Source organism: Microbacterium sp. GXF7504 (assembly GCF_054798235.1).
Genome location: NZ_JBSJZI010000003.1, coordinates 459,061 through 472,741, shown reverse-complemented (window position 1 = coordinate 472,741; position 13,681 = coordinate 459,061). Strand labels below are relative to the sequence as shown.

The 13,681-nt window shown below is 72.8% G+C and carries 15 protein-coding genes; 5 read left to right on the top strand and 10 right to left on the bottom strand.

All coding sequences use genetic code 11. The features are described 5' to 3' along the window. The first annotated feature begins 59 nt into the window (after nucleotides 1–59). A complete protein-coding gene (locus tag ACWAUO_RS09600) occupies nucleotides 60–485 on the top strand; it encodes an OsmC family peroxiredoxin (RefSeq protein ID WP_460774981.1) in 426 nt (141 codons plus the stop codon). After that, on the top strand, nucleotides 478–1,380 hold the full coding sequence (locus tag ACWAUO_RS09595) for a TIGR01777 family oxidoreductase (protein ID WP_460774980.1): 903 nt from the start codon (nucleotides 478–480) through the stop codon (nucleotides 1,378–1,380). The genes ACWAUO_RS09600 and ACWAUO_RS09595 overlap by 8 nt, the downstream gene beginning before the upstream one ends. Nucleotides 1,381–1,528: 148 nt before the next feature. On the opposite strand, the gene ACWAUO_RS09590 is transcribed toward ACWAUO_RS09595, so the two are convergent. Beyond that, nucleotides 1,529–1,978: a hypothetical protein gene (locus ACWAUO_RS09590; protein WP_460774979.1), complete on the bottom strand. Its 450-nt coding sequence runs from the start codon at nucleotides 1,976–1,978 to the stop codon at nucleotides 1,529–1,531. After that, the gene (dapB, locus tag ACWAUO_RS09585) at nucleotides 1,975–2,790 is read right to left on the bottom strand and encodes a 4-hydroxy-tetrahydrodipicolinate reductase (protein WP_460774977.1); all 816 of its coding nucleotides are present in this window, start codon (nucleotides 2,788–2,790) and stop codon (nucleotides 1,975–1,977) included. Before dapB ends, ACWAUO_RS09590 begins: the two co-directional genes overlap by 4 nt. A gap of 32 nt (nucleotides 2,791–2,822) precedes the next feature. Between dapB and ACWAUO_RS09580 the strand changes: the two genes are divergently transcribed. Further along, on the top strand, nucleotides 2,823–3,293 hold the full coding sequence (locus ACWAUO_RS09580; protein ID WP_460774976.1) for a GNAT family N-acetyltransferase: 471 nt from the start codon (nucleotides 2,823–2,825) through the stop codon (nucleotides 3,291–3,293). Between the two features lie 232 nt (nucleotides 3,294–3,525). Here ACWAUO_RS09580 and ACWAUO_RS09575 read toward each other — a convergent pair whose 3' ends face one another. From ACWAUO_RS09575 to ACWAUO_RS09565, 3 genes are all read right to left on the bottom strand, one after another. Beyond that, entirely contained in the window at nucleotides 3,526–4,128 is a 603-nt protein-coding gene (locus tag ACWAUO_RS09575) for a histidine phosphatase family protein (RefSeq protein ID WP_460774974.1), read from the bottom strand. Between the two features lie 58 nt (nucleotides 4,129–4,186). Continuing rightward, nucleotides 4,187–5,191 (bottom strand): aldo/keto reductase, encoded by a 1,005-nt coding sequence (locus tag ACWAUO_RS09570; RefSeq protein ID WP_460774973.1) that lies wholly within the window; start codon nucleotides 5,189–5,191, stop codon nucleotides 4,187–4,189. Nucleotides 5,192–5,400: 209 nt separating this feature from the next. Continuing rightward, entirely contained in the window at nucleotides 5,401–7,665 is a 2,265-nt protein-coding gene (locus ACWAUO_RS09565; RefSeq protein ID WP_460774971.1) for a polyribonucleotide nucleotidyltransferase, read from the bottom strand. A gap of 368 nt (nucleotides 7,666–8,033) precedes the next feature. Between ACWAUO_RS09565 and ACWAUO_RS09560 the strand changes: the two genes are divergently transcribed. After that, nucleotides 8,034–8,207 carry a hypothetical protein gene (locus ACWAUO_RS09560; RefSeq protein ID WP_460774970.1) on the top strand — a complete coding sequence of 58 codons (174 nt, stop codon included), beginning with the start codon at nucleotides 8,034–8,036 and terminating at the stop codon, nucleotides 8,205–8,207. A gap of 53 nt (nucleotides 8,208–8,260) precedes the next feature. After that, complete coding sequence (locus tag ACWAUO_RS09555) at nucleotides 8,261–9,442, top strand: aggregation-promoting factor C-terminal-like domain-containing protein (protein WP_460774969.1); 1,182 nt, start codon at nucleotides 8,261–8,263, stop codon at nucleotides 9,440–9,442. Here the strand turns inward: ACWAUO_RS09555 and ACWAUO_RS09550 are convergent, their stop codons facing one another. The 5 genes from ACWAUO_RS09550 to ACWAUO_RS09530 all read right to left on the bottom strand — a co-directional run bounded on the left by ACWAUO_RS09550 (nucleotide 9,443) and on the right by ACWAUO_RS09530 (nucleotide 13,601). After that, nucleotides 9,443–10,201: a fructosamine kinase family protein gene (locus ACWAUO_RS09550; RefSeq protein WP_460775258.1), complete on the bottom strand. Its 759-nt coding sequence runs from the start codon at nucleotides 10,199–10,201 to the stop codon at nucleotides 9,443–9,445. It lies immediately after the preceding gene. 23 nt (nucleotides 10,202–10,224) lie between these two features. Beyond that, on the bottom strand, nucleotides 10,225–10,707 hold the full coding sequence (locus ACWAUO_RS09545; protein ID WP_460774967.1) for a hypothetical protein: 483 nt from the start codon (nucleotides 10,705–10,707) through the stop codon (nucleotides 10,225–10,227). A gap of 30 nt (nucleotides 10,708–10,737) precedes the next feature. After that, a complete protein-coding gene (locus ACWAUO_RS09540) occupies nucleotides 10,738–11,367 on the bottom strand; it encodes an FMN reductase (protein WP_460774966.1) in 630 nt (209 codons plus the stop codon). Nucleotide 11,368: 1 nt separating this feature from the next. Further along, nucleotides 11,369–12,565 carry an LLM class flavin-dependent oxidoreductase gene (locus ACWAUO_RS09535; protein WP_460775256.1) on the bottom strand — a complete coding sequence of 399 codons (1,197 nt, stop codon included), beginning with the start codon at nucleotides 12,563–12,565 and terminating at the stop codon, nucleotides 11,369–11,371. Between the two features lie 151 nt (nucleotides 12,566–12,716). Continuing rightward, the gene (locus ACWAUO_RS09530) at nucleotides 12,717–13,601 is read right to left on the bottom strand and encodes an alpha/beta fold hydrolase (RefSeq protein WP_460774964.1); all 885 of its coding nucleotides are present in this window, start codon (nucleotides 13,599–13,601) and stop codon (nucleotides 12,717–12,719) included. Nucleotides 13,602–13,681 lie beyond the last annotated feature (80 nt).

Sequence of the window (13,681 nt, the reverse complement as noted above, 5' to 3'; positions counted from 1 at the left end):
CGCCCGGATAGCCTGACGACGCGGGCGCGGATGGTCTGCGCCGCGCGGAGGAGGAACCGATGAGCGTCACGAGCGAAGCCACCACGTCCTGGAAGGGCAGCCTCACGGAGGGCTCCGGTCAGGTCGCCCTGGAGAGCTCGAACCAGGGTCCGTTCGCGGTGAACTGGAAGGCCCGGAGCGAGGGCTCGGAGTCGGTGACCACGCCCGAGGAGATGCTCGCCGCATCGCACTCCGCCTGCTTCAGCATGGCGCTCTCGCACGCCCTCGCCGGCAACGGCACCCCGCCCGAGAGCGTGGAGACCACGGCGTCGGTCACCTTCATCCCCGGCACCGGCATCACCGGCAGCCACCTCAACGTCAACGCCGTCGTGCCCGGCCTGTCCGCCGAGGACTTCGCGCGCATCGCCGACGAGGCCAAGGCCGGCTGCCCGGTCTCGCAGGCGCTCGCGGGCATCGAGATCACGCTCGAGGCGACGCTTGCCTGATCGCCGCGTCGTCCTCGCGGGCGCGTCGGGGCTCATCGGCACGGCACTGGCCGCGTCGCTGCGCGCGGACGGGATCGGGGTCACCCGGCTCGTCCGCCGCCCCGCCGCCGCGCCCGACGAGGTCACCTGGCAACCGGGGGCGGCACCCCTCGACCCCGACGTCCTGGCCGGTGCGACGGCGGTGGTCGGCCTCTCCGGCGCCACCATCGGGCGCTTCCCCTGGACGTCGCGGTACAAGAGCACGCTGCTGTGGTCGCGGCTGTCGGCGACCCGCACCCTCGCGGCCGCGGTCCGCACGCTCGGCGAGGAGGCACCCGCCTTCGTGTCGGCGTCCGCGGTCGGGTACTACGGCACCCGCGGCGAGGGCCTCGACGAGCGCTCCCCCGCTGGCCGCTCCTTCCTCGCGCGGTTGTGCGCGGCGTGGGAGCACGAGGCGCTCCGTGCCGGCCCCCACGCCCGCGTGGCGCTGCTGCGCTCCGCACCGGTGGTGCACGCCGACGGCGTGCTGAAGCCGCTCATGCTGCTCACCCGCGCAGGGCTCTCCGGTCCGATCGGCCGCGGCACGCAGGCCTGGCCGTGGATCTCGCTCGAGGACGAGGTGCGCGCGATCCGCCACGTCATCGACGCCGGGATCACCGGGCCGGTCAACCTCACGGGTCCCGAGCGGGCGACCGCGAACGACCTGGGTTTCGCGCTCGCGATGCGGATGCGCAAGCCGTACGTCCTGCGGACGCCCGCCCCCGCCCTGCAGCTCGTGCTGGGGAGGGATGCGGCGGAGGCGCTGCTCACGTGCGACCTCGACGTCGCGCCCGCGGTGCTCGCCGCATCCGGGTTCTCGTTCACGCACCGCACCGTCGAGGACGCGGTCGCCGCCGCGGTCCCCGCCGCCGCCTGAACGCGGCTGCATCTCTCGCCGCGCTGCCGGCTCACCTGTCGCCAACTGCTGCCCGTAGCCGCACACGCGACAGGCGAACCCGGATTCCTCCGGCTCGCCTGTCGCGACCTGTCGCCCGCGACCGCACAACGCGACAGGCGAACCGGGGTCAGGCGGCGCGGTGCGACTTCTCGAGCCGGATGGCGGTGCGCACCGCTGCGCGTGCACGCTTGCGGTCGCCCGAGCCGTCGTACGCGAGCCCGAGCCGGTACCAGGCGCGCCAGTCCTCGGGTGCAGCCTCGACGGCCTCCCGGTAGCGCGGGAACACCGCATCCGCCTCCTCGCGCAGCACGCGGCCGCTCGGGCGGGCGGCGAGCTCCTCGTCGGGCAGCGCGTGCTCCTGCTCGAGCATCCGGCCCAGGCGCGCGGCCTGCACGCCGAACAGCAGCTCACGTCCGAGCGCCCACACCGCGATGAGCGGCAGCACGATGAGCGCGAGCCCCATCACGACGCCGACCGGCTCGCCGCTCACGAGGAAGAGGTACGCGCGCTGGCCGACCAGCACGATGTACAGCAGCAGGCCGAGCGAGATGACCGCGACGCCGATGCGCGCGCTCATGCGCCCGTGACCCGCGCGACCTGTCCGGGCACGCCGTCGTCCGCGACGGGTGCGCCCTCGTCGCGGCGGCGGGACGACCCGATGCCGATGTCGAGGAACGCGTCGAGTCCGACGAGCACGCCGGTCGCATCGCGCGCGCCGGCGAGGGCGAGCCGGATGCCGGGGGCGTACGCCTGCGCCGGGTCGACCGTGTCGTGGGTGATCGTGAGCGACTCCCCCGCACCGGAGAGGATGACGTCCTGCTTGGCGATGACGCCGGGGCGACGCAGCGAGTGCACCGGGACGCTCGCGACCTGCTGCCCGCGGGCGCGCTGGTCGACGTGCGGGGACTCGACCGGGCCGACGCCGGCGCGGGCGGCGGCGATGAGTTCGGCGGTGCGCACGGCAGTGCCGCTCGGCGAGTCGATCTTCGTCTCGCGGTGCGCCTCGATGATCTCGATCGACCCGAAGAACGGGGCGGCCGCAGCCGCGAGGGCCGTGCCCAGCACCGAGCCGAGCGAGAAGTTCGGGATGAACACCGCGCCGGTGCCGGCGTCGGCGACGAGCGGCCGCACGAGGGCGATGCGCTCCGCGGACCAGCCGGAGGTGCCGACGAGCACATTGATGCGGCGCTCGATGGCGGCGCGCACGACTTCCAGCGACACGGCGGGGGTGGACGCGTCGACGACGAGGTCGGCGCCGTCGATCGCCGAGATCGGGTCGGCCGAGCCGAGCACCGCGTGCACGTCGTAGCCGTCCTCCGCCTCCACGACGGTCCGGATGATGCGTCCGAGCTTCCCGCTCGCCCCCACGATGGCCACACGCGTTGTCATGCCTCCAGCCTAGGCGGCGTAGGGTCGAGGTCATGGCCCGCCTGCGTCCCGCCCGCGTCGACGACCCGGATTCCCACCGCCTGCTGACCGAGTACTTCGCCATCCGCGCCGACGGGTTCCCGGGCGGCTCGTACCGCACGACCTTCCCCGACCCGGCCGTGTTCACCCCGCCGGCGGGCGTGTTCCTCGTGCTCGACGACGACGAGGGCGTCGCGGCGGGATGCGGCGGCATCCGTCGACTGCCGGACACCGGCGACGAGGTGACCTACGAGGTGAAGCACCTGTTCGTGCGCGAGTCCGGTCGCGGTCGCGGCTGGGGCCGGCTCATCCTCGACGACCTGGAGCGCCGGGCCCGGGATGCGGGCGCCACCCGCCTCGTGCTCGACACCCACCACTCGCTCAAGGCCGCCGGCGGCCTCTACGCCCGGTCGGGGTTCGCGTCGGTCGAGCCGTACAACGACAACCCGAACGCGACGCGCTGGTACGCGAAGCCCCTGCGCTGACCCGCCCCGCCCGTCCCGCCCCGTCCCAGCGCCGAGCCACCCCTCTTTCTGCGAGCCACCCCTCTTTCCGCACCAGAAAAAGGGGTGGCTCGCAGAAAAGGGGGTGGCTCGGCGGCCCGGCGCGCAGCGCGCGACCCGCAAGCAACGTGCGGGTGCAGCGCAGCGCGGGCGCAGCGCAGCGCAGCGCGGGCGCAGCGCAGCGCGCGGGCGCAGCGCGCGACACGTGCGACGGTCAGACCGGGGGGACCTCGGGCAGGCCCGTGCGAAGCTCGAACGGCAGGTGCGACAGGTCGTTGTGCGAGACCAGCGTCCACGGGCGGCCCGGCTTCTGCGCCAGGATCGTGAGCCCGCAGTGCGCCTGGTTCAGCGTCATCCAGCGCCACTCCGGCGCGTCCATCACCTCACGGACGAACCAGCTGATGACGAAGTTGTGCGTGATGAGCAGCTCGTGCGCATCGCCGGGCTTGCGCACCAGGTACGCGGCCAGGGCGTCGGCCATCTGCGCGCGCCCCGCCTCGACCTCCGCCTCGGTGATGGACCCGAAGAACGGCTCGAACGTGGCCGGGGTCTCCGGGGTCATCCCCGTCGGGATGCAGTCGAACAGGAGGGACGAGGGCTCCGGGTTCACCGCGGGCAGCCGCTCCGCGACCGCCTTCGCGGTCTCCGCCGCACGGACCAGGGGCGAGTGCCACACCGCGTCGAGGGGCACGCCGGAGAGCCGGTCGGCGATGAGTTCGGCCTGCCGGCGACCACGGGCCGAGAGAGGGCCGTCGACCATCCCGTGCTCGGCGTCCTGGTGCTCACCATGGCGCACGAGGTACAGATAATGCGTCACTGGGACTCGCTTCGTCGGTGTCAGGGATCCGCAGGCGCGGTCTTCCCACCATAACCCGCTACTGCGACGCCCGCTCGATCTCGGCGAGCTGCGCACGGGTGAGCCGCACACCGACGCCCTGGACGAGCTCCTCGATGTGCTCGACCGCGTAGGCGTTCACGATGGGCGCGGCGACGATCCGCTGCGCCAGCAGCCATCCGATCGCCACGGCCGCGTTCGGCACCCCGAGCTCGGCGCCGATCGCGTCGAGCGCGCGGAGCGTGCGCTGGCCGCGTTTGGTGAGCCCGGCCGCGAGCTGCCCGCCGCGCACCGATCGGACCTCCTCGCGCCGGCGCACGCGCCCGGCGAGGAACCCGTGCTCGAGGGGGTGCGAGGGCGTGAGCACCATGTTCTGCGCACCGGCGACGAGCCGCAGGTCGCCGGAGAAGTCGTCGCGCCGCAGCACGTTGTAGGGCACGTCGAGCACGGTGAGATGGGGGTAGCCGGCGCTGGAGAGGATGCGGGCCTCGACGAGCTGTTCGGGACGGAATCCGAACGCACCGAGGTGGCGGACCTTGCCCGCCTCGACGAGCCAGGCCGCCGTCGCGAGGGTCTCCTCCAGCGAGCTCGTGCCGCTCGTGGCGTCGAGGTAGAGCAGGTCGATGCGGTCGGTGCGCAGCCGCTGCAGCGACGCCTCGACGGCGCGGACGAGGTTCACCGGGCCCAGCCCCGGGTGGTCGGGGTGGTGTCCCACGCGCACCGCGAGCACGACGTCGTCGCGCACCCCGCGGGTGTGCACCCACTGCCCGATGATGTGCTCGCTGCGGCCGCCGCTGAAACTGTCCGCGGTGTGGAGCGCGTTGCCGCCGGCCTCCGCGTACGCGTCGAGGATGCGGTGGGCGGCGACGAGGTCGACGTTCCAGCCGAACTCCGCACCGCCGAGCATGAGCGGGAACGCGTCGGGACCGCCGTCGCCGAGGGGGATGCGGATGCCGGAGCCCACACCGGGGCCCTGCACCGGGATGGGTGCCGAGGGGTGGATGGGCGGCGCGGGCGTCGTCGCGCCGATCCCGAAGATCTTCACGAGCACCCCCTGCCGCTCCGGTCACCGTCGGTCGACACGGGACGGCTGCCTCGTGGCGAGTCCGACGTTGCTGCTTCCGAGCGTAGAGCAGCCCGGGCGCCCCTCCCCCGAATGCTGCGCCGTATGGCGCAACATTGCATAACTGTTTGATCACGCACGACGGCCCCGATCCCGCTGCTGCGGGGTCGGGGCCGTCGTGGCGAGGGGGATCAGGCCTCGGCGGGCGCCTCGGCCGGAGCCTCCGCGGACTCCTCGGCCTCGTCGGTGACGGGCTCAAGCGAGAGCTTGCCGCGGTCGTCGATCTTGGTGATCTTCACCAGGAGCTTCTGACCGACCGAGAGGACGTCCTCGACGTTCTCGACGCGCTTGCCACCGGCGAGCTTGCGGACGGCGCTGACGTGCAGCAGACCGTCCTTGCCCGGGAGGAGCGAGACGAACGCACCGAAGGTCGCGATCTTGACGACCGTGCCCAGGAACTGCTCGCCGACCTCCGGGTTGGTGGGGTTGGCGATGGCGTTGACCTGCGCACGCGCGGCCTCGGCCGACGGGCCGTCGACGGCGCCGATGTAGACGGTGCCGTCCTCCTCGATGGAGATCTGCGCGCCGGTCTCGTCCTGGATCGCGTTGATCGTCTTGCCCTTGGGGCCGATCAGCTCACCGATCTTGTCGACCGGGATCTGGACGCTGATCACGCGGGGCGCGGTCGGTGCCATCTCGTCGGGCGCGTCGATCGCGGCGTTCAGGACGTTCAGGATCGTGAGGCGAGCCTCCTTGGCCTGGGTCAGGGCACCGGCGAGCACCGACGACGGGATGCCGTCGAGCTTCGTGTCCAGCTGGATCGCGGTGACGAACTCGCTGGTACCGGCGACCTTGAAGTCCATGTCGCCGAGGGCGTCCTCGGCGCCGAGGATGTCGGTCAGCGCGGCGTAGCGCGTCTGCCCGTCGACCTCGTCCGAGACCAGGCCCATGGCGATGCCGGCGACGGGTGCGCGCAGCGGCACACCGGCGTTCAGCAGCGACAGGGTCGAGGCGCACACCGAGCCCATCGAGGTCGAGCCGTTGGAGCCCAGCGCCTCGGAGACCTGACGGATGGCGTAGGGGAACTCCTCGCGGGAGGGCAGCACCGGCACGAGGGCGCGCTCGGCGAGGAAGCCGTGCCCGATCTCGCGACGCTTGGGGCTGCCGACACGACCGGTCTCACCGGTCGAGTAGGGCGGGAAGTTGTAGTGGTGCATGTACCGCTTGCTGGTCGTGGGCGACAGCGAGTCGATCTGCTGCTCCATCTTCAGCATGTTCAGCGTGGTGACGCCCAGGATCTGGGTCTCACCGCGCTGGAAGATCGCGGAGCCGTGCACGCGCGGGATGACCTGCACCTCGGCGTCCAGCGGACGGATGTCCGCGAGACCACGACCGTCGATGCGCACGCCCTCGGTGAGGATGCGGCCACGGACGATCTTCTTGGTGACGGACTTGTACGCGTTGCCCACCTCGGCACCGGCGGACTCGGGGAGCTCCCCGGCCTCGACGGCGGCGGCGACCTCGGCCTTGACGCGGTCCTTGAGCGCGTCGTCGGCGTTCTGGCGCTCGATCTTGTCGGCGATCTGGTAGATGCCCTTGAGTTCTTCGGTGGCGCGGGCGGCGACGAAGTCGTAGACCTCGGTGCTGTACGCCGGGAAGACCGGGTAGGGCTGGATCTCCTTGGCGGCGGTGCTCGCGACGGCGTTCTGCGCGGCGACGAGCTCCTTGATGAAGGGCTTCGCGGCCTCGAGACCCTCGGCGACGACCTCCTCGCTGGGCTTCACGGCGCCGCCGCGGATGAGCTCCCAGCTGTTCTCGGTGGCCTCGGCCTCGACCATCATGATCGCGACGTCGCCGTCGGGCAGGACGCGACCGGCGACCATGAGGTCGAACACGGCCTGGCCGACCTGCTCGGCGTTCGGGAACGCGATCCACTGGTCGGCGTGCTCGCCCTGGCCGGGGATGAGCGCGAGGCGCACACCGGCGATGGGGCCGGAGAACGGCAGACCGGAGATCTGGGTCGACAGCGACGCCGCGTTGATCGCGAGCGCGTCGTAGTACTCGCCCGGCGCGATCGAGAGCACGGTCACGACGATCTGGACCTCGTTGCGCAGGCCGTCGACGAACGACGGGCGCAGCGGGCGGTCGATGAGACGGCAGACGAGGATCGCCTCGGTCGAGGGGCGGCCCTCGCGACGGAAGAACGAGCCGGGGATCTTGCCGGCGGCGTACGAGCGCTCCTCGACGTCGACGGTCAGCGGGAAGAAGTCGAAGCCCTCACGCGGGTGCTTGCCAGCGCTCGTGGCGGACAGCAGCATCGTCTCCTCGTCGAGGTAGGCGGCGACGGAGCCCTGGGCCTGCTGTGCGAGACGGCCGGTCTCGAAACGGATCGTGCGGGTACCGAAACGGCCGTTGTCGAGAACGGCTTCGGCGGCGGTGATTTCCGGACCTTCCAAGAGGTCCCTCCTTCTTTGTTTAGGCTCGCCGCCCCGTGTGGGCGACGAGCAACGTGCGAAGGAGCAGGAACAGGCAGATATGGGCGCGCGGCAAGGATCTGCGGATCGCCTGCGCTGGCCACCAGTAGAAAGCCACCCGGCGGGATGCTGCGGCATCCGTCGACGGGGAACCCACCACAGGGGACCAGCTTCCTGCCGGCCTGCTCCGTGCAGTTCGTGTGTGGAATTGCACGTCCACCCGGAGGGCGGACGGTTCCACACTAGCAGCGACCCCCGCGATCAGGGCATTCCCGTCTGCCCTGTCGGATGTCGGCGGTGCGCCCTATCGTTGGCGGAACACCGACCGCGACGCAGTTTGGGAGCAAGGCATGAGCGACCCCGACATCCCCACCACCAACGACGACGAGCGCGAAGTGCCCATCGACGACGAGACCGAACTCGAAACCCCGCCGCCCACGATCGATCCCGAGGAGCGGATCGAGCGGGAGGAGCTCCTGCGGGAGCTCGAGTTCGACGCGTTCGAGCAGGGCATGCAGGGCTGAGACCCCCACGGCCGCATTGGTGCCGGGGACGGCGGGCCGGTTAGCGTGAGTGCATGCCGGCCCGCCGTCCCCGTCGCCTTGTCTGGCCGGGCGTCCTCGCGGTCGGAGCGCTGCTGACGGCGTGGGCCGCCCCCGCGGCGGCGGTGGAGCCGCCCTCCTGGTCCGACGTGGAGGACGCACGACGCTCCACCGCCTCGACCACCACGATGATCCGCACGCTCGAGCGCACCCTCGACGTCGCCGAGTCCGAAGCCGCCGCGCAGTCGACCGCCGCGCTCGAGCTGGCCGCCGACGCGGCCGACGCGCGTGCCGCCGCCGATGCCGCCGGCGAACGCGCCGTCGCACTCGCGGCCGAGCGCGACGCCGTGCTGACGGAACTCGGCGCGCTGCAGGACCGGCTCGGCGCGGTCGCGGCCGAGCGGTACCGCAACGGGACGGCGGCGATGCCGGTGCGGCTGCTCACCGCATCCGACCCGGACTCCCTGCTCACCCACCTCGGCCTCCTCGATCGGCTCACCGCGACCTGGAGCGGCATGCTCGGGCAGGCCGAGCGGAGCGCACGCACCGCCGAGGCACTGCACGCGCAGGCGGAGGACGCCCGCCAGACGCAGGAGGCCGCGGCGACCGCAGCGGAGGAACGGGCGGCGGCGGCGCAGGCCGCCGCCGATGCGGAGGCGGCCACGGTCGCCGTCGTGCGCGGGCAGGTCGAGACCCTGTACGCACAGCTCGCGGCGCTGAAGCGCACGGATGCGGAGGCCGAGCGCGCGGCCCGACTCGCACGGCAGGCGGCGAACACGACCGCCGCAGGCACCGGCGGCCCCTCCGGCACCGGCGGCGGGTCCGGCCAGAGCGGGTCGGGCTCGAACGGCGGATCAGGTTCGGGTGGCGCCGGTGCCGGTGCGGGCAGCGCACCCACCGGGGTCACGGTCGACCCGGCGGGCGCGAAGGCGTACGCGCGCACGGCCGTCGCGCGGTACGGCTGGGGCGACGACCAGTACCAGTGCCTCGTGCTCCTGTGGAACCGGGAGTCCGGGTGGCGGGCCGACGCGCTGAACCGCTCGAGCGGCGCCTACGGCATCCCCCAGTCGCTGCCGGCAGAGAAGATGGCGGCCGCCGGCGCCGACTGGCGCACCAACGGCAACACCCAGATCGAGTGGGGACTCTCCTACATCACGGGCCGCTACGGCTCCCCCTGCGCAGCCTGGGACCACTCGCAGCGCACCGGTTGGTACTGATCAGCCGAGGAGCGCCCGCACCCGTCGCGCGGCGTCGGCGAGCGCGTCGCCGTAGGCGGGGCCGTGCCCGACGGCGTGCACGGCCAGCGGATGCAGCTGATGCAGCGGGATGCGGTCGCGCCACCCGTCGCGGAGCGGATGCGCCTGGTCGTACCCGGCGAGCACGTCGTCCAGGAACGGGCAGCCGAAGAGGTCGAGCATGGCGAGGTCGGTCTCCCGGTGGCCGCCGTGCGCGGCGGGGTCGATGAGCGCGACGCCGTCCGGCGTCCACAGCACGTTCCCGTTCCAGAGGTCGCCGTGGATCCGTGCCGGGGGTTCGTCGTCGTCGAAGGCCCCGTCGGCGATGGCGTCGCAGAGCCCGTCGACCGCATCCGCGTCCGACGAGGCGAGGTTGCCGTTCGCCACGGCCCGCGCCAGGAACGGGCGCACCCGCTGCTCGGCGTAGAAGCGGCCCCACGAGGCATCGGGGTCGGCGGGCTGCTCGAGCCGGCCGATGAACACCGGTCCGTCCCATCCGTCGGGCGGCGCGCCGAACGCCGGCGCCCCGGCGTCGTGCGTCGCGGCCAGCGCGGTTCCGAACGCCCGCGCGGCGGCGGCGTCCGGGCGTGCGGACCGGAGCCGCTCCAGTTCGATGCGGCCCGGGGCGACCGCGACGACGCGGACGATCCGCGCCCCGCCCCCGGCTGCGGCGAGCCAGCGGAGGCCGGCCGCCTCCGCCTCGAAGAAGCCGCGGGGCGCGTCGTCCCGGGTCTTCACGATCGTGTCCACGGCGCTCCCCGCGATCAGTGTGCGACCGGCTCGCGCCCGGCGACCGGCGAGGCGGCCACGGCGAGGTGCCGGCGGGCGGACTGCACGATCAGCCAGACCAGCAGCACGGCGAGCACCACATCGGAGACGATGTACAGGTAGTGGAGGACCGACTCTCCCGGGTCGCCGCCGGCGATGACCACGTCGCTGCGGGCGTTGAGGGGCGGCCGGATGACGAGCGTCTGCACCACGAGCACGACCGCGGTCGAGGCCAGCAACCACACGTGCGGGCGTCCCGGCCGGGGCCGGGCGAACGCGAGCGCGACCAGGACCGCGAACAGCAGCCAGCTCCCCGCCTCGAGGGCGAAGAACACGAGGCGGCCGATGCCGAGCCCGAGCGCCGTCGTGATGCCCGGTGCCTGGAACTTCAGCGGCGCCTCGATGAACGCCAGTCCCAGCAGCAGCCCCAGCCAGAGGGCGGGCACGACGAGGCGGAGGGCGATCACGGCACGGGTCACCCCTCCAGGCTACCCAGCGCGAACGGGGAGCTAGCGGAGGAGGTCCTCGAAGGACGAGCCGCCGGCGAGGTAGCTGGCCGGGTCGAACGGGTCGGCGGATGCGGCGGGCTCGCGCCGCGCGATTGCGTCGGCGAACTCGCGGGCGGCCTTGTCGATCCGCTCGCGCAGCGGCGCCACGCCGTCGTCGCCCGCGCCCCAGTCCGAGGAGGCCGCGAACACGCCGGTCGAGACCGCATCCGCATGCAGGTACGCGAACAGGGGCCGGATCGCGTAGTCGATCGCGAGCGAGTGCCGCGGCGTCCCCGCGGTCGCACCGATGAGCACGGGCTTCCCGCGCAGCGCGTCCGGGTCGAGCACATCGACGAACGACTTGAACAGCCCGGAGTAGCTGGACGCGAAGATCGGCGTCACGACGATCACCGCGTCCGCGGAGGTCACCGCGTCGATCGTGGCGGCGAGCGCCGGGGGCGCGAAGCCGGTCAGCAGCCGGTCGGTGAGCTCGTGCGCGTGGTCGCGCAGTTCGAAGGTCTCCGTGGTCACCTGGATGCCGCGGGCGTCCAGCTCCCGGGCGACCGCCGCCAGCATCCGGTCCGCCAGCATCCGCGAGGACGACGGCGTCGACAGGCCCGCGGTGACGACCGCGATGCGTCGCGTGGTCATCTCAGGCCTCCTTCCCGAGCCCGAACGCCGACCCGCTGCGTGCGGGGGTGTCCTCGTACGGGGAGCCCGCGGTGAGGTTGTCGCCGCGGTTCTCGCGCGGACGCGCCTGCCGGCCCGGCCCGTCGCCGTAGACCGCGCGCACCCGCGCTGCGTGGTTCGGGGCGTCCGGCACCTCGGCCGGCCGGTTCCGGGCGAGTTCGCGCCGCAGCACCGGCACGACCTCCTCGCCGAGGAGGTCGATCTGCTCCAGCACGGTCTTCAGCGGCAGCCCGGCGTGGTCCATGAGGAACAGCTGCCGCTGGTAGTCGCCGAAGAGGTCGCGCATGCCCGCGTACCGGTCGATCACCTGCTGCGGCGACCCCACCGTGAGCGGGGTCATCTCGGTGAAGTCCTCCATCGCGGGACCGTGCCCGTAGACCGGCGCGTTGTCGAAGTACGGACGGAACTCGCGCACGGCGTCCTGCGAGTTCTTCCGCATGAACACCTGTCCGCCGAGCCCCACGATCGCCTGCTCGGGCGTGCCGTGCCCGTAGTGCGCGTAGCGCTGCCGGTACAGCCCGATGAGGCGCTGATAGTGCTCGGCCGGCCAGAAGATGTTGTTCGCGAAGAAGCCGTCGCCGTAGTAGGCGGCCTGCTCCGCGATCTCCGGGGTGCGGATCGAGCCGTGCCACACGAACGGGGCGACGCCGTCGAGCGGGCGCGGGGTGGCGGTGAAGCCCTGCAGCGGCGTGCGGAACTTCCCCTCCCAGTCCACGACGTCCTCGCGCCAGAGGCGCTGCAGCAGCGCGTAGTTCTCGATCGCCAGCGGCAGCCCCTGGCGGATGTCCTTCCCGAACCACGGGTAGACCGGGCCGGTGTTGCCGCGGCCGAGCATGAGGTCCATGCGCCCGCCGGACACGTGCTGCAGCATCGCGTAGTCCTCGGCGAGCTTCACCGGGTCGTTCGTGGTGATGAGGGTCGTCGCCGTCGAGACGATGAGCCGCTCGGTCTGGCCGGCGATGTACGCGAGCGTCGTCGTGGGCGACGAGGACCAGAACGGCGGGTTGTGGTGCTCGCCGAGCGCGAAGACGTCGAGGCCCGCCTGCTCCGCGTGCTTCGCGATGGTGATGGTGTCCCGGATGCGCTCCGCCTCGCTCGGCGTGCGCCCCGCGACCGGATCCCGCGTCACGTCGCTCACGCTGAAGAGGCCGAACTGCACCTGGGGTGCCGCCTGGGTCCGGTCCGCGCCGGTGTGCTCGCTCACGATGTCATCCCGATTCCCGGATGCCGCAGCATCCGTTTTCATGCGATTGAATACAACTGGGTGAACGCGTCACGGGCCAGGGTATTCCCGATGGCCGCCGGGCGGCTCAGGCGGCCGCGAACAGGCGCAGCAGATCACGGCAGAGCTGGTGCGGGGCGGTCTCGCACGGGCTGTGCCCGGTCTCGTAGACGACGAGCTCGGCGCCGATCCGCGCGGCGTACGCTCGGTACTGCGACACCGGCCACAGGTCGTGCTCGGACGCCGCGACGAGCTTCGGGATCGGTGAGGCCGCGACCTCGTCGACGACGTCGGGCGTGTCCATCATCGCCGCGACGATGTCGTCCACACTGTCGCGGCGGGTGAGCGCGAAGCGCGACTTCACGAACGCGAGGCGGCGCGGGCCGACCCGGTTGAGGTTGTTCCGGATGCCCCACAGCATGAGCGTCGCCGCGGTGCGGGGCCCCGCCGCATCCGAGAGCCGCCCGATCCGCTTGACGCCGCGGAACACCTGGCCGCTCGCGGGCGGGGTGGTCAGCAGCGTGAGGCTCGCGAACAGCCCTGGGCGCTCCGCAAGCGCCTGCTGTGCGACCAGGCCCGCGAAGCTGTACCCGAGCACGTGCGCGGGGGTGCGCCCGGCCTCGAGCACGGCGACGAGGTCGTCGACGAACAGGCGGTGGTCGTACCGGGGTCGCGGCGGCGTGAGCCGCTCGGGACCTGCGGCCGCCGACTCGTACTGGCCCGCGAGGTCGTACGCCTCGACCCGGTAGCCCGCGGCCGTGAGGATCGGCAGCATGAGGACGAAGTCCTCCTTCGATCCGGTGGCACCGGGCACCAGGACGACGCGCTGCGCGTCGTCGGGGCCGGCGACCAGCCGTGCGAGCAGACCGCTCGGCGCCGCGACGGTGTCGAGCCGGGCGCCCTCCGGCAGCGCACGCCAGTCGATGTCCCCGAGCGCCTCGTCCCGCCGGCGCGCCTCGTCGATGATCGTCATCAGCGCCTCCCCCACGGATCGAGGCCAGGATAGCGCCGCGGGGCAAGCCCCCGGATGGCGGCGCGTCCCGACGGATAGTC